The sequence below is a fragment of the Dactylosporangium siamense genome (assembly GCF_016862795.1).
Classification (GTDB): domain Bacteria; phylum Actinomycetota; class Actinomycetes; order Mycobacteriales; family Micromonosporaceae; genus Dactylosporangium; species Dactylosporangium siamense.
Genome location: NZ_BONQ01000081.1, coordinates 220764 through 245707, shown reverse-complemented (window position 1 = coordinate 245707; position 24944 = coordinate 220764). Strand labels below are relative to the sequence as shown.

Below are 24944 nucleotides of genomic sequence, written 5' to 3'. Positions count from 1 at the left end.
GCCTCTCATGTGACGGGTTGGTGGGTCCGGCTGCGTGCCGGGCGTAGTCCGGGTTGACTGGCGAGCCACAGGGTGAACGTCAGGACGACCGCCGCCGCCGACGCGGCGTAGGCGGCCCGGCCGAGTGCCGGCTCGAGCAGCCGGCCGCCCGCGACGGCGGCGGTGGTGCCGGCGGCCGCCGCGGCCGCGTGCCACGCGGTGCCGTACAGGCCGAGCGCGATCCGGGCCGGGCCGGGGTACACCGGTCCCCGGCGCGTCACCCACCGGTGCGGGCGCGACCACAGGTAGCGGCGGCTCTCCGGGCCGAGGGCGAGCATGCCGAGCTGGTGGCTGAGCATCTTGTAGCCGTCCAGCGGTGCGATCGGCACGTAGTTGACGAGGCTCTGCGCCGTGCCGGCCAGGGCGACCGCGGCCGCGAACCGGTGCCCGGCCGACCCGGGTGCGCTCAGCGCCCAGGCCAGGACGAAGGGCGCCGTGACGAGCGCGTTCAGCACGCCGCCCACCGCCGCGACGGCGACGCGGTGGGCCCGGGCCGGCAGGTACTGGTAGTCCTCGACCTGGCAGGTCAACCGGAACAGGTTGATCCGCACCACGGCGCAGCCGTAGTGGGTGGCGGCGACGCCGTGCGCCAGTTCGTGCAGCATCGCGCTGAGGTAGCAGACCGCGACGACCCCGGCGATCGAACGCCAGTCGTGCAGCGCCGGCCGCGCGGCCTGCCACAGGTGCGGTGACCGCACCCCGACGGCGGTGTACAGGGCCAGCAGCGCGGCCGTGGCGGCGAGGCCGGCCGGCACCGAGAACGCCCACCGGAACGCTCCGGCGAGCCGGCGCAGTCCCGGCCGGGGCACCGGCCGGGGCCGGCTCTGGCCGTCCGCGGCCAGCAGGTCCCGCTGGTGCAGCAGCCACAGCAGCTGCGACCACTGCGCCGGGCCGAGCCGCCGCCCGAACCGGGCCGCGTACAGGTCGCCGACGTCGGCCACGGAGCGGTGCCCGTCGAGGTGGCGGATCAGGAAGCACTCCTTCGCCGCGACCTCGAACACCTGGCCGCCGCGGATCTTCACCAGGTGGATCTCCGCGGGGCCGCGCCGCATCGCCGCGGAGATCAGCAGGTCGGGCCGCACTCGCGGGCGCGCGTCCAGCAGGTCCTGGGGGTCGCCGGTGACACCGGTCGTGGCGGTCACCGCGCCGGCACCGTCTCGCGCAGCGCCCGGCCGATCAGGTACGCCAGGTACGCCTCGTCGCGCAGCGTGACGTACAGCCGGTTGTTGGTCATGTGCAGGTACGGCGACAGCAGCCGGATCAGCGCCTGGTGCGGGTCGGTGACGGTGACCGGCTCGGCGCCCTCGGGGTAGGCGAAGGTCAGCGCACCCGATCCGGCCAGCGCCGACGCGCGGTCGCGAAGCTGCGCGGCGTGCTCGGCCCAGCCGCGCAGGAACACCGGCAGCCGCTGCGGCTCGCCCTGCTCCAGTGCGGTCAGGATGGGCCGGAAGCGCCGGTCCAGGTCGGCGGCGGAGCGTTCGTACATGCTGTCGTAGTCGATGTTGTCCACGAAGCCGGCGCCGCCGAACGCGTGCCGCCAGAACTGGTGGTAGGCGTCGAAGAAGGTGGCCAGGTCGTCGCGGCCGGGCAGGAACGTGCCCGCCATCACCAGCATCAGCTGGCTGGCGATGCCGAGGACCACCGGGCGCAGGTGCAGGTTCATCGTCGCGACCAGGTCGATGACCAGATCGCTGGAGTGGCGGAAGTGCCACTCCGCCAGTGCGACCCCCGGCGCGCCGCCGTACTTGCCGAACTCCGGCTCGTAGGGCCGGTAGGCGAAGGAGTTGTTGGGCTGCATCGCCGCGGTGCCGTCGGCGGCGAGCAGCTCCGGCGGACCACCGTTGGGGTATTCCAGGCGGAACAGCATCTCGTGCAGCTCACCGCGGAAGCCGGCGTTCATCTCGTACAGGGCCGGGCGGTCGGCCAGGAACCGCTGGACGGCGGCTTCGGCGGCCGCCCGCACCGCGGGCTCGTCGGCGGCGGTGCGGGGCTTGAGGCGCAGCCGGACGTGCGGGCCCTCCTGCCAGTAGTTCAGGTAGAAGTACGAGTCCAGCAGGCCCAGGGTGGTCAGCTCGTCCACCAGCGGCCGGACGCACTCGAGCACCATCGGCCGGGCGTTGGCGCCGTAGAAGATGTGCATGCCGAGCCACGATCCGGGCTCGGCCGTCGGGCTACTCATCGTCGGCTCCAGCACGGTGGGGGGAAGGGAAGGTCTCGATGACGAACTCGGTGACGTGCCGCCCCTGGGCCGATCCGGCGGTCAGCTGGTCGCCGGCCGGCAGCATCTCGCGGAACACGACGCGGTCGGCGTTCGCGTCCAGCGACGACTCGAGCGCGACCAGCGACAGGTAGCTGCCGCAGTCGACGTACTGCGGCTTCGGCCGGCCGCCGAATCCACTGTGGACCGTCGCGAACAGCTGCGCCGGGAGCCGGTGCGCCCGCTGCCACCGCTGCCACCGCAGGAACCAGGCGGCGTCGGTGTCGCCCTCACCGCGGCGGGGCAGCACCGCGACCGTCGTGGACCAGCTGCGCCGGCTCACCACCAGGTCGCCGATCAGGACCCGGGGGCGCGCGACCACGCCGTCGACCGGCGGGGGCGCGGGCACGCCGCGCCACACGTCGAACGTGGCCAGCGACGTCGGCGACAGCAACAGCAGGGTGCGGTGCAGCTGCGGCAGCGCCATCGGCACCAGGTAACCCAGGTAGACCGGGACCACCTCCCGGCCCAGCCGCGCGGAGCGCAGCACCACCCGGTCGCTGGCCGCGTCGTGCAGCAGGTACAGGTCCGACAGCGGGATCTGGCACTCCGGCGGCGCGAGGCTGGTCTCACCCGGGCAGACAATGACGTAGTCGGTGAGCTGCCCGTGCAGGTTGAGGTTGGTGGTCACCGGGCCGCCGGTCACCTCGGCGAACACGGCGCCGGCCGGGGCCACGTCGGCGGCCTGGGCCCGCAGCTGCCCCACTGACGGAGCGGTGTCGTCGAAGCAGTGCGTGAACCGGCTGAACGGGAACGACACCCCACCCAGCGACTGGTTGAGCACCAGCAGCGGCCCTTCGGCCCGTGGCACCACCTGGACGAGGTGGCTCTGCGGCCGGAAACCGCCGAACAGGTCCTGCAGACCGGCGCCGATCCCGTGCAGCGCCATGGGATCCAGCCGGAGCTCCGCCGCGCCGGGCGCCGCCTGCACGGCCGAGCGCAGGTGATCGGCGAGGTCCTGCCGGACCCGGTCGAGCCGGGACAGCTCGGTGCGGCCCAGCCAGTTCTCCTCCGGCCGGTAGGTGCCGTCCTCGGCGAACGGCCTGATGTCGGCGGTGCTGATCAGGTACTGGTCGTACAGGTCCTCGTGGAAGTCCTCGACCAGGCGCAGCAGGTCGTCGCAGCGCCCGCCGGCGCCGTACCGCGCGGCGAAGAAGCCGTGGAACATGATCCGGTGCGGCAGCGTCAGGTCGAACGCCGGCAGCACCGCCTCGGCGGCGGCCAGCTCGTGTTCGGCGAACCGGCGCCACGGACCGGCCGGCAGGGACAGGTCACCGCCGACGCGGCAGTCCTCGTACAGCAGCGCCGGCGGCAGCTTGACCGCCCCGGCGCCCAGGTGGTCCAGGACGTCGCGGAGCGCCTCCTGCAGCCGGTGCGTCGCCGCGCGGCGGTCGGTGAGTCCACCGTCGCGGAACGCCTCGACGAGGGCGATCGGCTCGGCCAGCCGCAGCGCCAGATTGCCGGCCCACGGCCGGTCGAGGGTGGTGAGGAAGTGGCGCAGCTGCCGCAGCGGGTCGGGGGTGTGCACGTCGACGGCGAACCCGTCGATCTGCAGGACGCCGAGCCGCAGCAGGATCGACACGTACTCGTCGCAGCGCTGCGGGTCCGCCTGGGTCTGCCCGCGCAGCCAGGCGGTCAGGTCCGCGCACCGCCAGGTCCCGCCGCGCTGCAGCAGGCCGGTGAGCCCGTCGAGCAGGCCGCTGCGGCGCAGGTAGAACAGGCCGTCCTGGATCGAGTCGAAGCTGACGGGGGCCCGGTCGTCGCCTTGCGTGACCCAGCGGCGCACGTAGCGGATCCGCTCCGGGTCCTGTCGCAGGCCCGGGCTCAGGACCATCGGCAGGTCACCGCGGCGGGTGGGGTCGGCGCAGATGGCGTCCACGATCCGGGTCAGCGCGACCACGTTGAGCCGGACGTGGCTGCGCCAGGTCGTCGGCACGGCCAACTCGACGTCGCCGCCCGCGGTGGTGCTGAACTCACCCACGCCGATGCCCGTGAACCAGCTGAACGGGCTCGTCTTGCAGGCGGTCCGGTACAGATAGGACAGCACCGAACGCTCCACCCGGCGCAGCTTCTTCGCCGGCGACGCGGTGGTGCGGCCGGTCAACGCCACCAGCTGCTCGTCCAGCGCCGGCGAGGCGACCTGCATCCCGGCGCGCAGCCGCGGGTCGTCGCACAGCCGCCACAGCTCGGCGCGGGTCGCGGCGACGTCGGTGTCGAGCAGCGCGCCGAGGTCCCGCTGCCGGTCGGTGAGGTGCCGGCGGCGGGTCAGCCAGTCCCGGACCTGCGCGGCCGCCGCCGGGTCGACCGCGAGGACCGCGGCGAGCGCGGCGTCGGGGTCGGCCGGGAGCCTGCCCTGGAAGATCTTCCGGCGCAGCGCGAGCAGGTCACGGCGGGATCCGCTGTCGTCGTTCGCGCCGATCAGGTCGTGCAGCAGGTCGCCGATCGGCTCGGCGGCGGCGGCGAGTTGCGCCTCCAGGTCCAGGATCTCCGCGGCGCAGCCGGTGGCCTGCTCGCATCGCAGCGCCGCGACGGTGTCGTAGGGCAGGCCGCCGACCCGCACGGCGAAGTACCGGCCCAGCAGCCGGGTGGATGTCTGTGCGGGCGTTCGGGTCGCGGGGAGCATCGTAGTCATCGCCGGTTCACCGCAGTTCGTATCGGTAGTCGCTGGCCAGTGCCCGCTCGTGGCCGGCCAGCATGATGAGCATGGGTGTCTCGCCGGTCAGGCCGAGCTCCTCGATGTAGGAGACGCCGTCGAAGCCGAGCGCCACGCCGCAGCCGAGGCCGAGCGCCGCGGCGGTGGTGTAGAACGTCTGCGCCACCGCGCCGATCGTGGCGTTGACCACGTTGTAGCCACGCGGTCCGGTCGCGTCCAGCACGGCGTTGACCCGGACGGTGGGGACCACGACCGCGGCGGCCTGCTCGAGGTTGTAGTTGGGCAGGAAGTAGTTGCGCTGCAGGAAGATGGCGGGCGAGCCGGTCCTGACGGTGCGCAGCTGGTGGTGCGCCGGGTCGTACTCGTAGCTGCCGGCCGGGATCCCGCGCACGTGGTTGACGAAGGCGTAGAGCTTGACGAGGTGACCGTCGCCGGGCGCGGCGACCTCGGTGGGCAGCTGTGCGGCCTGGGCCGCGACCAGGAGGCTCGCGAGGTCCGCGGTCGTCATCGGCATGCTCGCGTCGAACCGGCCGAAGCTGCTGCGGCGGCGGGTCAGCGCGGTGCGGACCGGCACGTCCGGCGGTGTGGCCGGGGGCAGGGTGATCCGGTCCCCGCCACCGGTCGACGGTGTGGCCGCCGCCGCGGCGAGTGACCCCGCGGCCGGGCGGTCGCCGGCCGCCTGCGCGGTCGCGTGGTGGACGCGGCGCACCGCGTCGAAGGTCCGCACGACCCGCGACCGTTCCTGGTCGCGCCGGCGCACCGCCACCGTGCCGGGCCGGCCCGGAGGTGCGGCCACCGTGCCGGGCCGGCCCGGATGTGCGGTCGCCGGTGGGACCGGGCCGGGGTCGGCGGTCGGTGGCGGGGTTGTCCAGGTCAGCGGGACGACGGCGAACAGGCCCTCCTCGTCGCCCGGCAGGCCCAGGAGCCGGGCCAGGGCCGCCTGGTCGAACCAGAAGTGCGGGTCGATCCGCCGCCCACCGGCCAGCAGCCGCCACGTCTGCACGAGCGTGCCCACGTCCATCGAGACGGCGTGGTAGGCGAAGGTGTTGTACTTGAACGCGTTCGCCCAGTACTTGACGCCGACGACCAGGAACTGCGACGCGCCGGTGTCCACGCCGAGCGCGGCGCGGACCCGGTGCGTGACGTCACCGGCGAGCAGCCGCTGCATCGCGTGGGTCCGGCAGGCGTAGTGGTAGACGCCAGGGCAGACGCCGGCGCCCGGACCGGCGATCCAGTAGACGCTGCACGGGTAGAGCCCGCCGCCGGACGCGGTGCCCCGGCTCCAGTTCGCCCGGGTGTAGAACGGGTAGCCGTGCACGTCGGTGTTGGCCTGGATGGCGAGCCGCCGGCCGGTCAGCCCGTATGAGTCGCGCAGCATCGCGCCCAGTGCCGGCAGCGTGAACGGCTGGTCGTCGCCGGTGGTCGCGGCCGGCTCCGGGTCGTCCGGCAGTGGGAAGGTCAGGGCGCCCGGGTAGTGCTTCGTCGCCCGGGGCTTGTCCGGCCAGTTCGGCACGAAGTCGGCCGACGGCATGGGGATCCGGTTGCGGTGCAGGATCATCGACGCGTACGCGTACGTGTAGTCGGTATCGGTCATCGCGGTGGTCGTCAACGCCTCACCTCACGGATAGGGGTGCGGAACTCGGTGGATGTCGCCGTCGCGCAGGGCACTGCCGGCCAGGCCGGCGTCGCGGGCGGCGGTGCGCAGGCGCGGCATGTTCAGGGCCCGCTGGCGCTGCCAGCCGAAGTCGATCGGCAGCAGTCCGGGCACCGTCACCCCGGCCGTGTGCAGGCCGAGGTCGCGTTGCTCCGGCGTGGTCTGGTCCACGACGATCACGTCGAACCCCTGCGCGGTCACCATCCGCACGCAACGGTCGAGGTCGTCGAGCAGGTCGAGCGCCGGGCGGGTCCCGGCGTAGGTCTCGCCGACCGGGCGCGCCGGCGCCGGGGCGTCCAGCAGGAACGACGCGTGCCGGCGCATCTGCGGCAGGCCGTACAGCAGCGGATGGTCGTGCAGGCCCCACACCAGGTCGTAGTCGTCGACCATCGCGCGGAGCCGCGCCTCGTCGGCGGCGGCCCGGACGCCGACCATGACCGCGTCGGAGGCGATCTCGCACAGGGCCGCCGCGATGGCGGTCTCCGGGTCGAGGCTCGCCCCGCCGCCGAAGGCCAGGGTGCCGAAGCCGCCGTCGATGCGTTCGGCGACGGCCGTGACGACCGGGATGTCGAACGTGCACCGGGCGTCGAAGAACCGGGCGCGGTAGCCGTACATCTCCAGCCGGTCCACCATGACCCGGGTCTGTACGCGGCCGCTGGTGGCGGGGTCGATCTCGGGCAGGGTCCGCCGGCCGTACCAGGCCAGCACGAAGGCGTCGCGTTCGATCGCCTCCATCAGCCCGTGGTAGACCGCCTCGACCAGGCTGCCACCGGACGCGCAGCCGCTGGAGTTCTCCTGGACGAAGCGCTCCTCGACCGGCGCGGAGAAGTAGTAGGCGAGGACCTCGGGGACCAGGATCGGCCGGTCGTCGCGCAGCGACCAGCCCCGCACCCACGGGATCGGCCGGTCCGGCGCGAACCGCCTGATGTGCGGGTGCTGCCGGTGGAACTCCTCGGAGTAGGACCCGCAGGTGCGCGGGTCGAGCGCGTCGGGGCCGAGCTCGTCCAGGGTCGCGGTCACAGCGGTGTGCGCCGGGCGCAGCCCCGCGGTGCGTTCGAGCCCTTCCAGCACGCCGAGCCGGACGCTGCGACTGTAGCTGTTCGCGTGCCCGCCCCAGAGCATCTCGCGCAGGTGGTTTCCGGCCCTGGGGTGGAAGGCCCCGTGCACCGGTGCCGTCGACGTCGACGTGTGGTCGGGCCACGCTGACGCGCCCAGCGGGCCGCAGACGGGGTTGACGAACGCGGCCGGCGACAGCGGGTAGTCGGCGGCGTCGCGGGTCCGGAACGCGTCCGGCGCCCGCTTGGGCGTCGGGGTGAGCCGCGGTGCCGTCGGCGTGTCCGGCGTCCGCCGGCCGCAGTGCGGGCAGTCGGGGTCCGGCACAAGCGGGACCCGGCCGACCTGCAGCGTCTCCACGTTCAGGTCGTAGACGGTGGGCGGGCCGGTCTGGGCGACGGTCGCGGCGTTCAGTGCCCGCACGGCGTCGGCCACGAACGCGACGGCGTACGGCCAGTCCCCGGCCGCCACCGTGTCGCCGCCCAGTTCCAGCGCGTCGCGCAGGTCCGGCGGCCGGACCGCCTGCCACCGGCGGGCCAGGCACCGGGTGCATCCGCGCGGGCCCGCCGGTGCGAGCAGCAGCGCGTGCCGGCCGTACACCAGCAGCTGCGCGGGCGCGGTCCCCGGCGTGGCCCGTTCGTCGCTCACCCCGACCCCGAGCGCGGACGCCGGTGTGGTCCGTTCGTCGCTGACCCCGAGCGCGTGCACGGCGCCGGTCCGCGCGTCGTCGGTCAGCAGCGCGCTGAGCGCCCCGGTGATGCGCAGGCTCATCTCAGGCCCGGTCCGTGAGCACGACGCGCACCGTGTGCAGGCCGTATGCCGGCAGGTCGGCGCCGCCGGTCGGGACGACGACGACGTCCGTCCCGGCCGCGGCAAGGGCGGCCAGGACGTCCTGCCAGGCGCCGACGGCGTCGATCCTCGCCGCGGCCACGCCGGCCGTCGCGAGGGTGTCGGGGTCGAAGTCCGTCAGGAACTCGTCGCGACCATCGGTGGCCTGCGGGTCGGGCGACTGCTGCCGCAGCTGGACCTGCCCGACCAGGTCGCAGAGGGCCCGCACGGCCGCTTCCCGCCACGACGGGCCGGCGGCGAGCGCCCACAGTTTCGCGCCGGCCCGCGGCTCGGTGCACCGGGCCAGCAGGACGTGGACGCCGCCGGGGGCGCTCGCGGCGAGGTCGAGCAGGTCGGCGGTGACCCCGAGGTTGACCGCTGCCCTGGTCAGGAAGCGCAGCTCCGGGTCCTCGCCGAGGCCGGCCAGCGGCACCCGCGACGGCGCCGCACCGCAGATGGCGCCCTGCAGCGCGGCGTAGGCGAGCGCGGAGGAGAGCCCGTCGGCGATCGCCGCGGCGGCGTCGAAGCCGGCACCGGCGCCGGCCCGGGTCGGCTCGGCGACCCGCCCCGCGTTGGCCGCGCCGAACGGCTCCACCTGGGCGCGCGGCACGTCCACCGGCCCGTGGTGGATCAGCGACCGGCCGGTGACCGTCGCACCGGTGACCGTCGCACCGATGCCGGATCGCGGCGCGCCGAGCCGGTCGGCGTAGGTGACGGCGGCGTGCGCCAGGGCCCGGGTCCGCGCGCCGACGAGGTGGTGCACGTCGAAGGCGTTGACCTGTCGTGCTGTCCCGTCCGGGTCGGTGAACACCAGGGTCGCGATCTTCACCGGCAGCTGGTCCCAGTCCTCGTCCTGGTACCGCTGGAACACCCCGATCCTCGGCTGGACCAGGCGGTCCCGGGCGGACAGCTGCTCGGCGGCGGCATCGGTCCCGGCGTCGGTGCCGTCATCGGCGGCGGGCCGCGGCCCGTCCAGGGTGATCTGCCGCGGCAGCTCCGGCGCGGGCTCCGTCGGGCAGTACACGCACCGCGGGTGCGGCAGCAGCTCCTCGCTGACGACGTCGAGGGACTCGAGGTCCTGCACGATGAGCCGCCCATCGGTCTCGGCCGGCAGGGCGCCGGTCGAGAGCCGGAACACCTCGAAGGCGAGCAGGTTGCCGATCATCGCCGCGAGGGGACCCGCCGCGGTGTCCGGTGCCGGGCCGCCGACCGCGACGCCACGCCAGATCTCAGCCGCGGCGTCACTGTCGTCGTTGGCGGTGAGCCGCAGCATGGCGCAGTACCAGCAGCCGCGGCGACCGGCGCCTCCCGCCGGGCCGACGACGGCCCGGCGGCCGAACGTCCACGCCGGTAGCAGCGTCTTGCCCGCGGGAATCCCGGCCGCGAGGAGGCGGTGCGTCCGCCGTGCGGCGTCCGCTCCCCCGGCCACGAGCACGATGTCGGCGTCGGCCAGGTCTGCCCAGGTGGGCTCGGGACACCGCCGGTCCAGCACCACGGCGTCCAGCTCTGCCGCCTCCGCGGCGGCCCTGCCGTCGTGGTGACCGGTGACGGCGACCCGCGCCATCCCGTTGCGGACCAGGCCCAGGACGCACGCTTCCGCGATCGGGCCGTCGCCGACGACCACGGCGGTGGTGTTGCGGAACGCGGCGAACCGGTGCGGTGCGCCGTCGGTGTAGTGGTCGATGTAACCGATCTGCGCGGCGAACCGCTTGGCCACGTCCGCGCCGAGGACAGCGGCGGGATCGGCCTCGCCGGCGGGGATGTCGCGGGCGAAGCCACGCGACAGCAGCGCGCCGACCAGCTCGCCGACCATGGTGCGTTGCGGGTCGGGCAGCTTCGCGCACAGCTCGGCCACGGTGCGGGACCCGTCGAGGAACGGCACCAGCAGCGCGGCCAGCCGATAGGCGCTCGACGATGTGATCTTGAAGCCGCCGGAGGAGTTGTGGAACAGCACGCCGTCGTAGGCCGCGGTGAACAGGGTGTCGCGCCGGATCCGTGGTCTGGTGCCGGCAACCGATTCGAACGCAGTGCTCAATGGAGGCTCCGTTTCAGACGGCAGTGAGGGTGGGGTCGGATCGCAGGTTCTCGGCGCAGGCCTGGGCGTAGAGCCGCAGCAGTCCCGGGATCCGGAACTGCCCGGCCTGGTCCTCGATCAGGCTGGCGTCGGCGAGCTGGTCCAGGACTGCCTCGGCGGCGTCGGGCGTGACCTGCAGACGATGTGCCACGCCGGCCAGGTCGAGCGGGTCCCGGTCGAGGGTGCCGAGGCTGAGCAGTGCGGTGACGAGCGGCGGCGCCAGCCGGTGCACCGCCCGGTCCAACCGGCCCAGCAGCGTCATGTCCGGGTCGCCGGGCAGCGCCAGCCGGCCGATCGGGTTGCCGTGCAGCCACGCGACCGACGCGGCCAGGCTCGCCGTCCTGGTCAGCAGCCTGGCGGCGGCGATGCGCAGCGCGAGCGGCAGGTGGTCGCAGAGTTCGGCGAGGGCCTGTGTCGCCGCCGGCTCCGCCTCGACCCTCTCGCGGCCGAGGATGGCTGACAGCAGGGAGACGGACTCGGCCGGGGTGAACCCGCCGACGCGCTCGATGGACCCGCCGAACCGCGCGATCACCCCGGCGAGGCCGAACCGGCTGGTGAGCAGCACCGCATCGCCGGGCGGCCAGAACGGCGCGCCGGCGAGGGCCTGCCGCACGTCGGCGACGTCGTCGAGGATCAGCAGGCCGCGCCGCGACGGGTCGGGGCGCGGCCGGCGGGCCAGCCGGTCGGTCAGCTCCTCGACGCTCACCGGCGTGCCGTCGGCCCGGTGCATGTCGAGCCGGAGCTGACCACCGGGGAAGTCGTCGCGCACCGCGGCCGCCAGGTGGCAGGCAAGGGCTGTCTTGCCGGCGCCCAGCGGGCCGGTCAGGACCACGACCCCCGCCCCGGCGCGCAACCGGGAGGCGACGGATGCGGCGATCGCCGAGCGCCCGAGGAATCCCTGCGGCGGCTCGACGCCGGGGTGCGCGGACTCGGCCGGGCCCGCGACCGCGACGGCCTTCACCGGTTCGGCCCGGGACTCACCCACGAGGATGCTCAGCTCGAGTTGGCGCAGCCGGGGGCCGGGATCCACGCCGAGCTCGCCGGCGAGAAACTGTTTCACCCGGCGGTATTCGGCCAGTGCGTCGGCCTGTCGCCCGGTCCGGTACAGCGCCTCGATGAGCAGCTCCGCCAGCCGTTCGTTGCCCAGGTGCGCGCGGGTGGCGTCCCAGAGCTGCGCCAGCGCCGACGCGGCCAGACCTTGGCGGATCTTCAGGTCGCAGAGCCGTTCCAGGACCCGCAGGCGCTCCTCGGCGAGCCGGGGCACGACGTCGCGGTGCAGGCTGCCGGACGGCACGTTGGCCAGCAGCGGGCCGCGCCAGAGCGCCAGGGCGTCCTCCAGCAGCACCAGTTGCCGGTCGGGGTCGCTCTGCGCTTCGGCCGCCCGGGCCAGCTCGCGGAAGCGGAGCAGATCGGCTGTCTCCCCCGACGCGTTGAACCGGTATCCGCCGGGCACCGTCTCGATGGAGGAAGCGCCGATCGCGTGGCGGACGAACAGCTGACGCAGCCGCATCGCGCAGGTCTGCAGGGCCGCCCTGGCGGCGGCCGGCTGGTCGTCGCCCCAGACGGCCTCCTGCAGCGTCCCGATCGAGACGACCTCGTTGGGGCGGACCAGCAGCGCCGCGAGGAGACTGGCGACCTTCGACGGCGGCAGCACCACCGCCTCCTCGCCGCGGGCGAGCGACAGCGGCCCGAGCACCCGGAAAATCATGTGTCGCCGCCGGGGGCAGCACAGTCCGATGTGGACACTCGCGCGGTGGCGACCAAGTGATCCATGGCTGTATCTTTCGACCGCCATCAATCAGTGGCAAGTACGCAGAACCGTCTACCCGCGGGCTACCCGGCGGTACGCGACGACCGCCGCCGGAGCCCGGCGGCGGTCGTCAGCCCGCGGGTGCGCCCAGGTGCAGGGTCAGCCGCAGCAGGACGTCGTCGAGGCGCTGCTCGTGCTCGAGGTGGTGCTGCTGGTGGTCGACGTGGTGGCCGAGCTGGACGTCGAGGCGAGGATCGCCTCGGTGACGTCGGTGTAGTCGGCGATCGCGAAGGTCTCGGTCTCCAGCGCGAGGATCTCCGCGGCGATGAGGTCGAGCTCGGTGCGGTCCTGCATCATGGGTGTACTCCCTTGTGTCTTCCCCGGCCGGGCTGTCCTACCGGTGCACGGATCACCCGTGCCGGCCCAGTCCACCGCGCCGGCGTCACACATCGACTCCACTCCGGCGACGCCGGGCGACAGCGGGATGTGAGCGATCTGTGAGCGCCACCCGGCAGCCTCCCACTGATGGACCAGATCGCGCGGGACGCGCTGGCGCTGTACCGGCGGCTGCACGCCGACCCGGAGCTGTCCGGCGCCGAGGAGCGCACCGCGGCGGTGTTCGCCGACACGCTGCTCCGGGCGGGGTTCGACGTCGCCACCGGCATCGGCGGCCACGGGGTCGTCGGCCGGCTCGTCAACGGTGCCGGACCCACGGTCCTCCTGCGCGCCGAGCTGGACGCGCTGCCCATTGCCGAACGCACCGGCCTGCCCTACGCCAGCGACGCGGCCGGCACGGCTCCGGTGATGCACGCCTGCGGCCACGACCTGCACCTGGCCGCGCTCGCCGGCGCGGCCGAGACCTTCTCGGCCGACCGCGCCGGATGGCGGGGCACGCTGCTCGTGGTCGGCCAGCCCGCCGAGGAGACCCTGACCGGCGCGGCGGCGATGATCGCCGACGGCCTGCTCCGCCGGTGGGGCCGCCCCGACCTGGCCCTCGCCCAGCACTGCGCGCCGCTGCCGGCCGGGATGGTCGCACACGGCGCGCTGATGACGGCCGCCTGCGTGACCCTGGAGATCACGATCGACGGCGTCGGCGGGCACACCGCGATGCCACACCTCGGGGTCGACCCGCTGCTCGCCGCGGCCCTCACCGTGGTGCAGCTGCAGACCGTCCGCGCCCAGCAGGTCGACCCGTCGGAGCCGGCGGTGCTCACCGTCGGCCGGTTGTCCGCCGGCGCCCGCGCCAACGTCATCGCCGACAGCGCGACCATCGGTGTCACCATGCGGGCCCACTCGGCCGCGACCCTGACCCGCATGCGCGAGGCCGTCGAACGGATCGCGCGGGCCACCTGCGCCGCGGCCGGCACCCCGGGCGAGCCCCGCATCAGCGTCCTCGCCCAGACCCCGGCCAACCGTCCCGACCCACACGTCGCCGCGGCGGTGCACGCGGCGCACGTCGACGCGTTCGGTGCCGCCCGGGTCAGCGGCTGGCCGCCGTCGCTGGCCGCCGACGACTTCGCCGCGTTCGCCGCCGACGGGGTGCCGACCGCGTACTGGATGCTCGGGGTGACCGGACCGGCGCAGTGGCGGGCGGCGGCCGGCAGGTTCACCGAGATCCCCGGCAACCACTCGCCGAGGTTCGCGCCGCAGGCCACCCTCGCCGTGCCCGCCGGCATCCAGGCGCTGACCGCGGCGGCGCGCGCCTGGATGCCGGGGGCGTAGACAGCTGCGAAGCGATCAGACGTTGGAACAGGTGGCGCCGTTGAGGGTGAACGTTGCCGGGACCCCGTTGGTGCCGGCGACGGAGGTGGCACTGAAGCCGAAGTTGAGGCTCCCGCCGGCTGGGATGGTGGTGTTGTAACTCGCCGGGTTGGTGGCGGTGACCTGCCTCCCGCTCTGGGTGGGCACGGCGTTCCACATGTTGGTGATGACCTGGTTGCCGGGGAACGTCCAGCGCAGCGCCCAACCGTTGATCGCCGTGGCGCCGGTGTTGCGGATCGTCACGTCGCCGTTGAAGGTGCTGCCCCAGTCGGACAGGCCATAGTGGACGGTGCAAGTCCCGGCCGGCGGCGGGCTGCTGGCACTCGGACTGGCACTCGGACTGGCACTCGGGCTGGCACTCGGGCTCGTTGACGGGCTCGCCGACACGGTGACGCTCGGCGCGACTCCCCCGCTCTTTGTGATCATGTTGGCGGAGTGGGTGCGGAACGGCGCGAGCTCCGGCGCGCCCCGCATGACGCCGAACTTGCCGTCGACGTTGGTGGCCGAGTACCACCAGAAGGCGCTGCCGTCGCCGCCGGCGGCCTCGAAGTCGCTGAACAGCGCGGTGAACCAGGCGGTCCGGTCGACGTTGTGGACGTTGAACTCGCCCATGAAGAACGGCTTGCCGACGGCGTTGTGCGAGTCGTTGATCCAGGCCCGGACCAGCGTCTTGGTCTGCTCGATGCCGAGGTTCGCCCACGACTCGGTCGGATACGGGTGCGCGGAGGTGAAGTCGATGTACGGCGACTGGTGGATGTAGACGAACGGGTTGCCCTCGTCGCCGCCGAAGCCGTACCGCGTCTCGTGCCCCTCCAGGCCGGTGCCGAGCAGGTGGTTGGGGTCGATGCCCTTGATGAACGCGCCCATCTCGTCCACCCACGCGCGCAGGGTGGTGCCGCTGGTGTTCTCGTTCGGGGTCTGGTTCTCGTAGCGGGGCTCGTTCATCAGCTCCCACGCCATGATGGTCGGGTCGTCCTTGTACTGCACGCCGCTGTAGTGGTTGGTGCGGTGCAGCGCGTGCGACACGTAGTTCTTGTAGCTGGTGAAACAGCCGGGGCACTTGGACTTGTTGAAGAACTGGCCGCGGCCCGGCTGCCCGCCGGACAGGCCTTCCCACTGCAGGCGCCGGTCGATGCCGCCGTACGCCTCCCAGTAGTTGTCGAAGACCGGGATCAGCCGGATGTTGTTCCGGCGCGCCGACTCGATGACGTAGTCGAACAGGGCGAACTGCTGCTCGTTGTAGACGCCCTTGGCGGTCTCGAAGCCGTGCCAGCTCTCCATGCTGAACATCCACAGGCGCAGCACGGTCACCTTGTCGGCGGCGAGGTTCGCCAGGTGCGTGTCGATCTTCGCCTTGTCCATGTACTGCGTCTCCGTGTCACCGGAGCCGGCACCGTAGGTGAACAGGTCGTAGGTGTTGGTCCCGGCGAAGTAGAAGCTCTTGCCGCCGAGACAGAAGCGGATGCCGCAACGCTGCACGAAGGCGGTGGCAGCGGCGGCCTGGTTGACACCGGTCAGCACGACGACGGCACCGACTGCCGCCATGAGCACGGCGGCGAGGGCCGCCAGCAGCCGGTTGCGGGGTGTTCTGGGCGATTGGCTCATCGGGTTCCTTTGATGCCGATCGGGCGGGGTGTGCGCCACGCGGCCGGCGCCGGCGCGCGGCGGTGTACAGCGGATCGCGTAACCGCTTAAGCAGGCCTCACGCTACGGCGGCATGGGCGCACCGTCAAGCGGCATGCCTCGATGCGCTTATCCGTTTCAGGTGCCGCACACCGTAGGCTTGGGAGCCGTGACCGATCCGGCGGACGTGATGGTGCGGACCAGCACCAACTGGGGCGACTTCGAGACACCGCTCCGGCGCGGTCCGTGCCACCATGGAACCCCGCCCGGCCGCTTCGAGAGGACGCCGTTGTGCCATCGCGCCCCATGACGCCCGTCGACGTACGGCTGGTCGGCACCGCGCCCGCGCCGCTCGGCCCGGTGCTCACCGCCTCCTGGGAAGGCGCCGTCGTCACCGTCCAGGACGCCGACCGTCTGCTGGCGTACGAGCGGGCCGCCGTGCTCGCCGGGGTGCCCGAGCCGGCGCGGCGAATGGTGCTGCCGGCGCACGCGAGGGCCACGCTCTCGCCCAGCGATGGCCTCGTCGTCATCGCCGAGGGCAGTGCCGTGCGCGCGGTCGACCCGAGCGGTGCGCTCCGCTGGGAGCTGCCGCACGATCCGTGGCACGGCGGGCACCGTGAGCCCCGCCCGCCGTGCGCTCCCGCGGTGAGCCCGGACGGCCGGTTCGTGAGCGTCGTGCTGCCATGCCTCGCCCGTGACGGCGAGCCGGCGCTGCTGGTGTACGACAGCGAGCCGCGCCGCCGGTACACCAACGACCGCCTGGTGCTCGTGGATGCCACGACCGGCAGGATCCATGGTGAACGACCGGTCACCGCGGTCTCCTCGACCGTTGCGCAGCGCTGGAGTCCCGACGGCACCGAACTGGTCATCTCCTGCTGGACGGCGTGGTACAGCTGGGCGATGTACCGGGTCACGGTCCGCCCGGAGGGATGCAAGGTCACCGGCGGCCCGGCCTACCGGGAGGTCACCGATCTCGGCTCGAAGCCGGGACGGGTCCTGTCGGTCCGCCGGGCCGAAGGAATGACGCACGACGACGAGCACGACGACGTGGCGGTGCACGACATCGCGGTGCAGGACGGCGCCGCGGACCGGCAGGTGGCGCTGGTCGAGCTCGCCGCGTTGGGTGGCGAGCCGGACGACGAGCTGGGCACCGCACGGCGGGTCGGCGACGCGTACGTCGTCGTGTCGCTCCGGCGGTTCCGCGGCGACGCCACGTGGACGCACCACCTCTGCGCCTGGCCGGCGCTGCACCCGCTCGGCGCGGTGGCGTATCCGGTGCCGGTGACTGAGCACGTGGCGTCGCTCGGGGACGGCACATGGCTGACCACCGACGGCAGCCTGCTGTACCGGTGGGAGCTCACCGCCCCGTGACCTGGCGAACGGTCAGCAGCGCCGCTTCGCGGTCGCCTCGAAGTCGGCACTGGACAACACCATGTTGGTGAGGTCGTTTGCGCTCACAGTCAGGATCTGGCCAGCGGTCAACGCATCGATGTCGACCTGAGCCTGCGCCTGCGTGGCCGTCGACGCGGCCGGTGGAAGTTTCACGGGCGCCGGCGGCATCCCAGGAACTTGCCCGGGATTGTGTAATCGCCCCGCCGCGGGGCGCACCTCCTCAACGACATGCGGGTTCATGATCGTTGAAGGGAGTGTCCCGTGGGAAGACGCCCAGGAATCCGGCTGCGTGCCGGGCTCGTCGCGTTCGCCGCCGCGGTGCCGATCGGGGTGGTCGCGCTGACGGTGTGGCCGTCGGAGGCGGCCGTCGTTCCCGTCGGTGGGGGTGTGTACACGCTCGCGTCCGGCTCCAGCGGCAAGTGCGTTGTCGTGTCCGGCACCGGCAACGGCGGGCTGCTCACCCAGGTCGCCTGCAACGCCGCGGCGGCCGGGCAGCGGTTCACCGTCGTCGCGCAGAACGGCGCGTACGGCCTCGTCAACACCGGCAGCGGCAAATGCGCCGACGTGCCCTACTCGACCACCACCACCGGCACCCAGCTGTGGCAGTGGACCTGCGGCGCGTCGGCCAACCAGACCTGGCAGTTCACCACCAGCACCGCCGCCACCGGCAAATACCTCATCAAGAGCACCGCCAACGGCCTCTGCGCCGCCAACAAGGACGGCTCCACCGCCGGCAACAACCCCATCATCCAGGAACCCTGCGCCGACATCGCCCGAATGCAATGGGCCTTCAACGCCGTGTCCGGCCCGACGGCGACGCCCACCCAGGGCGGGCGCACCTGGTCGAACACGGCCGACGGGTTCGCGCAGGGCACGACCGGCGGCGCCGGCGGCACGACGGTCACCGTCACCTCGTACGCCGACCTGCTCAGGTACGCGACGGCGTCGGCGGCGTACGTCATCCGCATCGGTGGGACGATCACCGTGCCGACCTACGGCTACGAGATCCCGGTCGCGTCGAACAAGACCCTGGTCGGTCTCGGGACGACCGGCCGGATCAAGAACGGCGGGTTCTTCCTCGGCGCCGGCGTGCGCAACGTCATCATCCGGAACCTGACGATCGGGGACACGGCGGTGGCCTCCGACGACCCTGACGACAAGGACTTCGACTACGACGGCATCCAGATGGACACCGCCGACCACGTGTGGATCGACCACAACACGTTCACGAACATCAACGACGGCTACATCGACTCCCGCAAGGACACCAGCAACGTCACCGTGTCCTGGAACGTCCTGGGCAACCACAACAAGACGTTCGGCATCGGCTGGACCGACAACGTGGTCGCCCGCATGACGATCCACCACAACTGGCTGCACGACACCGCCCAGCGCAACCCGAGCGCGGACAACCTCGCCTACGCCCACCTGTACAACAACTACCTGCAGAACGTCACCAGCTACGGCAACTACGCCCGGGGAGCCACGAAGATGGTCCTCGAGAACAGCTACTTCGACCACGTCACCAACCCGTACTACCCGGACAGCGGCGCGCAGCTGAAGCAGTCCGGCAGCATCGTGGTCAACAGCAGCGGCCGGCAGGAGACGAGGGGTTCCGCGTTCAACCCCGGCAGCTTCTACGCCTACACCCTCGACCCGGCATCGGCCGTGCCGAACCTGGTCAGGACGTACGCCGGGCCGCAGGCAGCCATCGTCATGTAGCCCGTCACGGCGCCCGCATGGCGGCCCCGGAGCCGGCGGCACCGCCGAGGAAGTCCGTGACGGGAAGCCGCCCGTCCGGCTGCCGGGCACCCTGGGCGGTGGCGGCGTCGGTGGACCGGAAGGTCGCCGACGTCGTCACCGCCTCCGCATCCCACGACGTGCCGTCCGCACGGCGCACCGCCTGGGTCCGGCGGTTCGCCACGGCGACGTTGCGCTGCAACACGGCGGCGCCGGCGGTACAGGTGAATCCGGCGTCGCCGTTGCGCCACGCCGTGTTGCCGGTCAGCCGGATACCGCCGGCATTGCCGTCGTCGGAGAACCCGTCGCCGGCGTTGTCCCACGCCGCGTTGTCGTGCAGGACATGCGCCGCCGCCGTGGCCGGCGCGCCACCGCCGAGCGTGAAGCCGTTGCCGGCATTGCCCCAGGACCAGGAGTGCTCCACCGCGACCGCTCCCGCGAACTCGCCGACGTCGATGCCGCTCTCGCCGTTGCCGTAGGCCCGGACACCGCGCACCACGTTGCCGGCGCCGCCGCCGAACTTGACGCCAAGCCCCAGGCCGACACCGTCGCCGCCCCGGTTGGCGAAGAAGTCACTGTCGAGGACCTGGTTGTCGGCGGTGCCGTCGCCGCGCAGCATCAGCCCTACCCGGCCGTTGCCGTGCACGGTGAGCCACCGGAACACGCTCTGCTTGCACGACAGGCACACGTAACCCGCTCTGGCCGCGTTGCGGATCTCGAGGCCCTGCACCGTCCAGTAACTCGCCTTCTGCGTGACCAGCCACTCGTCGGCCGGCACCGCCGAGCCGTCCAGGACGGGACGCTCATCGCGGTAGCTGCTCAGCGTGATCCGGTGTGCCGCGTCGCCGCTGGTCCCGATCTCCAGCGCGGTTGCCGGCCGGTGAACCCCGCCCCGCAGCGCGATCGTCTGGCCGGGACGCACCACGGCGACGGCCTTGGCGATCGTGGCGTACGGCCGCTCCAGGCTGCCGTCGGCCGCGTCGGAACCGTCCGGCGCGACGAAGATGTCAGCTCGTGTCACCCCGGTCACCGGCCGCCCGGCCGGCGACGCGCCCGGGGTGGCACCCGCGGCGCCGGTGGCCGGCGCGGTCCTCGGTGCGGTCGGCGCCTCGGGCGGCGGCTGGCTGGCGGCGCCCACCGCCGGACCGGTGGACGGCGGATCCTCCAGGGCCACGATCACGGCCCCGCCACCGGCGAGGAGGGCGGCGGCCACGAGCGCGACGGCCTTCCCTCCGAGCGTCGCGGCGGCGGGCTGGTAGCCGGCCGCGATGGCCTGACCGGCCGCGGCGACCGCCAGCGGCAGCGGCAGCGGTTGCAGCCCGAGCATGAGCCGCCCGGCCGGGACGAGGTCCTCACGCCGCGGGGCGCAGCGCGGGCAGTCCCGCGTGTGCCGGACCAGCCGCTTGCGCCACACCGAGTCGGCGACACCGTCCCAGCCGCGCACCAGGTGCGTCAGCTCCTCGCAGTCCCGCAGGTGCAGCGCCCGCACGACGAGCCGGGCCGCGTCGAGCTGGTCGCGCATCCGCTTCACCCGCACCCCGGCATGCCCGACGGTGACGCCGAGCGCGGCCGCCACCTCCGCGCGGGTCAGCTCGCCGAGCATCTCCTGCCACCACAGCGACAGCAGCACCCGGTCGTCGTCCTGCAGCCACCGCGCCGCCTCGGCCAGCTCTCCGCGCTGCCCCGCGAGGACGATCCCGTCCACGGCCCGGTCGGCGAAGTCGTCCTCGGGGTCGGGCAGCTCGGGCGTCAGCTCCTGCCGGCGCCGGTCGTTGCGCCGGCGGGTCCGCAGGTACAGCTGGACCTGCCGGTTCGCGATGGCGAGCACCCAGACCCTGAACCGGTCCGGCTCGCGCAGTCCGGGAAGCCCGCGCACGATCTGAATCAGCGTCTCCTGCACCACGTCGTCGACATCGGCATGCCCGGCCAGCGCCCGCCCGATGACGTTGTACACGCGGGGCAGCTCACCCGCCACGAGCTCGCCGAGCGCCTCCCGGTCACCGGCGCGGGCAGCGTGCACCAGGTCGGCAACCGGCCGCTGAGCGCGGGCATGAACCTCCGACATCCGGGTCCCTCCAGGTGACGTGCAGTCTGGTCTGCCTGAAGAGATGCTCGCCGACCCCCGCCCATTACAGAAATCCGCCCCTGACCCGACGACGACGCACAGACGCCGGCTTCTCCGTCAGCGACGGCCGGCTGTACGACGCCAACGGCAACGACTTCGCCATGCGCGGCCAGTGCCTCGACGTCGACAACCAGAGCACCGCCCCGGGCACCAAGGCGCAGATCTGGGACTGCAACGGCCAGCCGTGAACCCGCTAAACCGGTTTAGAGATGGCAAGCGCACTGCATCCAGCATAGCGGAATCTCTCCGCTATGCTGGACGGGTGCGTGATGACTTCACCGAGCGGCTCGGGGAGCGGCTGCGCGAGCTGCGGCGGGTGCGGGGACTCAGCCTCGAGGCGCTCGCCACGGCCAGCGGCGTCAGCCGGAGCATGATCTCCGACGTCGAACGCGGCGCCCGCTCGCCGACCGTGCTCGTGCTGGCCCGCCTCGCGACCGCGCTCGGCACGACCGTGTCCCGGCTCCTCGGCGAGGACCAGCCGGCCCGCACGATCCTGCTGCGGCACGCCGAGCAGCACGCCATCGACCACCCCGACGGCTGGCAGCGCAGGATCCTCTCCCCCGTCCTGCCCGGCGTCGAGTTCGAGCTCATCCGCACGACCGCGGCCGCGGGCGCCGTCATCGGCAGCTTCGCCGCGCACGCCACCGGATCGCGCGAGTACATCGCGGTCGAGACCGGCGAGCTGACCGTGACCCTGGACGGCGTCGAGCACCGGCTCGCCCGGGGCGACGCGCTGTACTACGCGGGCGACTGCGTCCACGCCTTCGCCAACCACGGCCCGACCGAATGTGTGTACTACACCGCGATGCAGGTCGCCGGACCCCCGCACCACCTGAGGCCCGAGGAGGCCACGTGATCGCGCCGCTCAACCCGCCGGGCCTGCCCGCACCGACCGGCAACTACACCCACGGCACCCTGGTCACCGCCGCCCAGCGGCTCGTCTTCGTCAGTGGCCAGGTCCCGTGGGCCGACCGCGACGGCAAGGTCCCCGAGGACTTCACCACGCAGTGCCGCCTGGTGTGGGAGCACATCGCGGCGGTGCTGCACGAGGCCGGCCTGACCACCCGGCACCTCGCGAAGGTCACGACCTACCTCGCCGACCGCCGCTACCGCGCGGAGAACTCCCGCATCCGCGCCGAAGTCCTCGGCGACCACACCCCGGCCATCACCATCATCATCGCTGACATCTACGCCGAGGAATGGCTCCTGGAGATCGAAGCCATCGCCGTCGCCTGACCGGCCGCGACCATTACTGCCTGCTGGTTGGCCCGAACTTCTCGCGGAGCTTGGCGAGGTGCTGTGGCGCGTCCACCCACTCCTCGGCGAAGCCACAGTTCAGGCAGACATAGCGGGAGACCGGGATGGGGGTGCTCCAGACTCCGATCTGGATGTTGTTGCCAGATCCATAGGCACCTGTCTGTCCTGGGATACGAACGATGTCCGACGCACGGCACTTGGTGCACACACCGCTGTACTTCATGGGTCGATCATCGACCATGGCCGCAAGCCCAGGAGGGCGTCAGGGCCGCAGCGCCAGCTTGCCAATCGTGGCCCGCGCCTCCAGTTCCGCGAGCGCCTTCGGTCCGTCGGCCAGGTCATAGACGGTGGGCCGGGCGGGGACGAGGACGCCGGCACCGATGAGCTCGAACAGCTCGCCCATGAGCGCTCCGAAGATCTGTGGTGCCGTCTGCATCAGCACGCCGATGTTCAGGCCGATGACGTGGACCTGGTGCCTGTAGACCAGGTCCCAGTTGGTGATCGCGGCCTCCCCGCCGGCCAGGCCGTAGACGACGACCCGGCCGGTGACCCGCTTGGCCGCGGCCAGGCTGGCCTCCAGGGTGGCACCGCCGCCCGACTCGAGCACCAGATCGGCACCCGCACCGCCGGTCAACCGCAGCACCTCGGCGGCGATGCCGGTCGCGCGGGAGTCGATGACGTGGTCGGCGCCCAGCGCGCGGACCGTCTCGTGCTTGGCCGGCGACGCCGCGGCGATCACCGTCGCGCCGTAGTGCTTCGCCACGCGCATCGCGGCCTGGCCGGTCCCGCCGGCCGCGGCGTGGATCAGCACGGTCTGGCCCGCGGTGATCCCGCCCAGCGGCCGGAGGGCGGCCAGTGCGGTCGGCCAGTTCACCAGCAGACCCAGCGCCTGCTCGTCGGTCCATCCGGTGGGTACGGGCACCGCGGCCGGCGCAGGCAGCAGCAGGTACTCGGCGAACGCGCCGCCGCCGATGGCCACGCCGACGACGTGGTCACCGAGCGCCGCGCTGGTCACCGCCTCGCCGACGGCGACGACCTCGCCGACACCCTCGATGCCGGCCAGATACGGCGGCTGCGGCCCACCGGCGAACGTGCCGCGGGCCTGCGAGACGTCGACATAGTTGACGCCGGCGGCGGTGACCCGGAGCAGCAGTTCGCCGGCACCCGGGGTCGGCACCGGCGCGTCAGGGATCAGGCGCAGATCCTGTGGGCCGTCCACTGACGTCTGCTGCAAGGCACGCATGCCGGCTCCTTTGTTTATCGAACAATAAACAAACGATGCCATCGCTCCGCCGCACCGGTCAAGCTAAAGTTGATCGAACGCCAAACAAAAGCTGGAGGCAGACCGAATGGCCACCCGCGGCCGCCCACGCACCTTCGATCCGGACACCGCCCTGCGCCAGGCGCTCGACCTGTTCTGGGAGCGCGGCTACGAGGGCACCTCGATCAACGACCTGGCCCAGGCCATGGGCATCGCCTCCCCCAGCATCTATGCCTGCTTCGGCAGCAAGGAGGAACTGTTCCGCCGGGTCATGGCGCTGTACGGCGCAACCGCCGGCGAGCCGCCCCGGCGGGCGCTGCGCGAACAGCCGACCGCCCGCGAAGCGGTCCACGCCATGCTCCGCGCCACCGCCGACCAGATCACCGGACCCGACACGCCGCACTACTGCATGCTCATCCTCGCCGCGGCCACCGGCACCGTGGAAAACCACACGGTCCGCGAGTTTCTGGCCGACCGCCGGCGCGACATGCACGACACCATCAAGCACCGGCTCGCCCGCGGCATCACCGACGGCGACCTCACCGCGCCGCCCGACACCCTCGACGGCATCGCGCGCTACTACACGACGATGGTGCAGGGCCTGTCCGTCCAGGCCCGGGACGGCGCCACCCGCGCCGAGCTGGAAACGGTCGTCAGCTGCGCAATGGCCGCCTGGGACACTCTCGCGCCTCCCGCACCACCTCAGGCGGACGAGACGCCCTGAGGATTGCGGGCGTCGGCGGCCGCGAGCCTCGCGCGCAGCGCCGCTCGCGCCGCGGGATCCCACGGGCCGGAGCCGGTTAGGGGGATCTCGGTCATGAACCGGCGCTCGGCCTCGGGAATCCGGGCGACGACCAGATCGGGGTCGGTTTCCGCGGTCGCGTACAGGTTCGGGCCGTCGGCGTAGAACAGGTCGATGACGACGAGCCGACCGTCCGCGGCGCGCATGACGTTGGCCGGGTTGTCGTCCAGCGGCCCGCACCACGGCAGCTCGCGCCGGGCCTGCTCGTGGACCCGGTGCACGATGTCGGCCAGGTCGGCGACCTCCGGGGCGCGCTCGGCGATCGCCCGGTGGAACGCGGCGGCCTCCGCCCCGGCGACGGGTTCGAGCCATTCCAGGAGTTGCAGGTCGCCGCCGCCGAGCAGCCGGCGGTGCGCGAACAGTGCCGGGACCTGGCGGGTCGGCGCGGCCTGCGTGTACAGGGCCGCCGCGTATGGACCGGTCGGGTCGAACGGGCTGATCCGCGCGGCCGTCGCGCCGTCGGGCGAGCGGAGCGCGATCGCCCAGTCACCTGCCCCGCACGGGGTCCACCCCTCCCGCCGCAGCGCCGCCTCGACGTCCCGATGGTCAGACTGCGGTTCCGGCGCCGTCACGGCATCGATCATAGAGCGCGGTCGACCCGTAGGTGGTCCGGATCCGGGGACGGCCCGGGGCGTTCCCCGATGCCCGGGCACCCCGCAGCCGCGACAGTTGAAC

The 24944-nt window shown here is 73.0% G+C and carries 21 protein-coding genes; 7 read left to right on the top strand and 14 right to left on the bottom strand.

Annotated features, from left to right (window positions below; translation table 11 throughout):
- Positions 1-5: 5 nt before the first annotated feature.
- From Dsi01nite_RS26540 to Dsi01nite_RS26505, 8 genes are all read right to left on the bottom strand, one after another.
- Positions 6-1181 carry a zinc metalloprotease gene (locus Dsi01nite_RS26540; protein ID WP_203848966.1) on the bottom strand — a complete coding sequence of 392 codons (1176 nt, stop codon included), beginning with the start codon at positions 1179-1181 and terminating at the stop codon, positions 6-8.
- Positions 1178-2218, bottom strand: a complete 1041-nt coding sequence (locus Dsi01nite_RS26535) for a lantibiotic dehydratase C-terminal domain-containing protein (RefSeq protein ID WP_203848965.1) — start codon at positions 2216-2218, stop codon at positions 1178-1180. Before Dsi01nite_RS26535 ends, Dsi01nite_RS26540 begins: the two co-directional genes overlap by 4 nt.
- The gene (locus tag Dsi01nite_RS26530; protein WP_203848964.1) at positions 2211-4928 is read right to left on the bottom strand and encodes a lantibiotic dehydratase; all 2718 of its coding nucleotides are present in this window, start codon (positions 4926-4928) and stop codon (positions 2211-2213) included. The genes Dsi01nite_RS26535 and Dsi01nite_RS26530 overlap by 8 nt, the downstream gene beginning before the upstream one ends.
- A gap of 7 nt (positions 4929-4935) precedes the next feature.
- On the bottom strand, positions 4936-6543 hold the full coding sequence (locus Dsi01nite_RS26525) for a nitroreductase family protein (RefSeq protein WP_203849001.1): 1608 nt from the start codon (positions 6541-6543) through the stop codon (positions 4936-4938).
- Between the two features lie 24 nt (positions 6544-6567).
- A complete protein-coding gene (locus Dsi01nite_RS26520) occupies positions 6568-8427 on the bottom strand; it encodes a TOMM precursor leader peptide-binding protein (RefSeq protein WP_203848963.1) in 1860 nt (619 codons plus the stop codon).
- A 1-nt stretch (position 8428) separates the two neighbouring features.
- A complete protein-coding gene (locus Dsi01nite_RS26515; protein WP_203848962.1) occupies positions 8429-10519 on the bottom strand; it encodes a TOMM precursor leader peptide-binding protein in 2091 nt (696 codons plus the stop codon).
- A 13-nt stretch (positions 10520-10532) separates the two neighbouring features.
- Positions 10533-12266, bottom strand: coding sequence for an AfsR/SARP family transcriptional regulator (locus Dsi01nite_RS26510; RefSeq protein WP_203848961.1), 1734 nt, complete (start codon positions 12264-12266; stop codon positions 10533-10535).
- Between the two features lie 201 nt (positions 12267-12467).
- Complete coding sequence (locus tag Dsi01nite_RS26505) at positions 12468-12662, bottom strand: thiazolylpeptide-type bacteriocin (RefSeq protein ID WP_203849000.1); 195 nt, start codon at positions 12660-12662, stop codon at positions 12468-12470.
- Positions 12663-12833: 171 nt separating this feature from the next.
- Here Dsi01nite_RS26505 and Dsi01nite_RS26500 point away from each other — a divergent pair, with 171 nt between their 5' ends.
- Entirely contained in the window at positions 12834-14030 is a 1197-nt protein-coding gene (locus Dsi01nite_RS26500; protein ID WP_203848960.1) for an amidohydrolase, read from the top strand.
- Positions 14031-14045: 15 nt separating this feature from the next.
- On the opposite strand, the gene Dsi01nite_RS26495 is transcribed toward Dsi01nite_RS26500, so the two are convergent.
- Positions 14046-15674: a cellulose binding domain-containing protein gene (locus Dsi01nite_RS26495; RefSeq protein ID WP_203848959.1), complete on the bottom strand. Its 1629-nt coding sequence runs from the start codon at positions 15672-15674 to the stop codon at positions 14046-14048.
- Between the two features lie 324 nt (positions 15675-15998).
- Here Dsi01nite_RS26495 and Dsi01nite_RS26490 point away from each other — a divergent pair, with 324 nt between their 5' ends.
- Positions 15999-17063 (top strand): hypothetical protein, encoded by a 1065-nt coding sequence (locus tag Dsi01nite_RS26490; protein WP_203848958.1) that lies wholly within the window; start codon positions 15999-16001, stop codon positions 17061-17063.
- A 12-nt stretch (positions 17064-17075) separates the two neighbouring features.
- Here the strand turns inward: Dsi01nite_RS26490 and Dsi01nite_RS26485 are convergent, their stop codons facing one another.
- A complete protein-coding gene (locus Dsi01nite_RS26485) occupies positions 17076-17324 on the bottom strand; it encodes a hypothetical protein (protein ID WP_203848957.1) in 249 nt (82 codons plus the stop codon).
- Positions 17325-17345: 21 nt separating this feature from the next.
- Here Dsi01nite_RS26485 and Dsi01nite_RS26480 point away from each other — a divergent pair, with 21 nt between their 5' ends.
- Complete coding sequence (locus tag Dsi01nite_RS26480; RefSeq protein WP_239136180.1) at positions 17346-18806, top strand: RICIN domain-containing protein; 1461 nt, start codon at positions 17346-17348, stop codon at positions 18804-18806.
- A 4-nt stretch (positions 18807-18810) separates the two neighbouring features.
- Here Dsi01nite_RS26480 and Dsi01nite_RS26475 read toward each other — a convergent pair whose 3' ends face one another.
- Positions 18811-20889 (bottom strand): sigma-70 family RNA polymerase sigma factor, encoded by a 2079-nt coding sequence (locus Dsi01nite_RS26475; protein ID WP_203848956.1) that lies wholly within the window; start codon positions 20887-20889, stop codon positions 18811-18813.
- A 14-nt stretch (positions 20890-20903) separates the two neighbouring features.
- Here Dsi01nite_RS26475 and Dsi01nite_RS26470 point away from each other — a divergent pair, with 14 nt between their 5' ends.
- From Dsi01nite_RS26470 to Dsi01nite_RS26460, 3 genes are all read left to right on the top strand, one after another.
- Positions 20904-21137 (top strand): ricin-type beta-trefoil lectin domain protein, encoded by a 234-nt coding sequence (locus Dsi01nite_RS26470; protein WP_203848955.1) that lies wholly within the window; start codon positions 20904-20906, stop codon positions 21135-21137.
- A 74-nt stretch (positions 21138-21211) separates the two neighbouring features.
- Positions 21212-21805 (top strand): helix-turn-helix domain-containing protein, encoded by a 594-nt coding sequence (locus tag Dsi01nite_RS26465; protein WP_203848954.1) that lies wholly within the window; start codon positions 21212-21214, stop codon positions 21803-21805.
- Complete coding sequence (locus tag Dsi01nite_RS26460; protein WP_203848953.1) at positions 21802-22185, top strand: RidA family protein; 384 nt, start codon at positions 21802-21804, stop codon at positions 22183-22185. The genes Dsi01nite_RS26465 and Dsi01nite_RS26460 overlap by 4 nt, the downstream gene beginning before the upstream one ends.
- A 13-nt stretch (positions 22186-22198) precedes the next feature.
- Here the strand turns inward: Dsi01nite_RS26460 and Dsi01nite_RS26455 are convergent, their stop codons facing one another.
- Together Dsi01nite_RS26455 and Dsi01nite_RS26450 are read right to left on the bottom strand one after the other, a co-directional pair.
- Positions 22199-22429 carry a hypothetical protein gene (locus tag Dsi01nite_RS26455; protein WP_203848952.1) on the bottom strand — a complete coding sequence of 77 codons (231 nt, stop codon included), beginning with the start codon at positions 22427-22429 and terminating at the stop codon, positions 22199-22201.
- A gap of 39 nt (positions 22430-22468) precedes the next feature.
- Positions 22469-23449, bottom strand: coding sequence for a zinc-binding dehydrogenase (locus Dsi01nite_RS26450; protein ID WP_203848951.1), 981 nt, complete (start codon positions 23447-23449; stop codon positions 22469-22471).
- A 106-nt stretch (positions 23450-23555) separates the two neighbouring features.
- Here Dsi01nite_RS26450 and Dsi01nite_RS26445 point away from each other — a divergent pair, with 106 nt between their 5' ends.
- A complete protein-coding gene (locus Dsi01nite_RS26445; protein WP_203848950.1) occupies positions 23556-24191 on the top strand; it encodes a TetR/AcrR family transcriptional regulator in 636 nt (211 codons plus the stop codon).
- On the opposite strand, the gene Dsi01nite_RS26440 is transcribed toward Dsi01nite_RS26445, so the two are convergent.
- Positions 24170-24841 carry a hypothetical protein gene (locus tag Dsi01nite_RS26440; protein WP_203848949.1) on the bottom strand — a complete coding sequence of 224 codons (672 nt, stop codon included), beginning with the start codon at positions 24839-24841 and terminating at the stop codon, positions 24170-24172. The genes Dsi01nite_RS26445 and Dsi01nite_RS26440 overlap by 22 nt on opposite strands.
- Positions 24842-24944 lie beyond the last annotated feature (103 nt).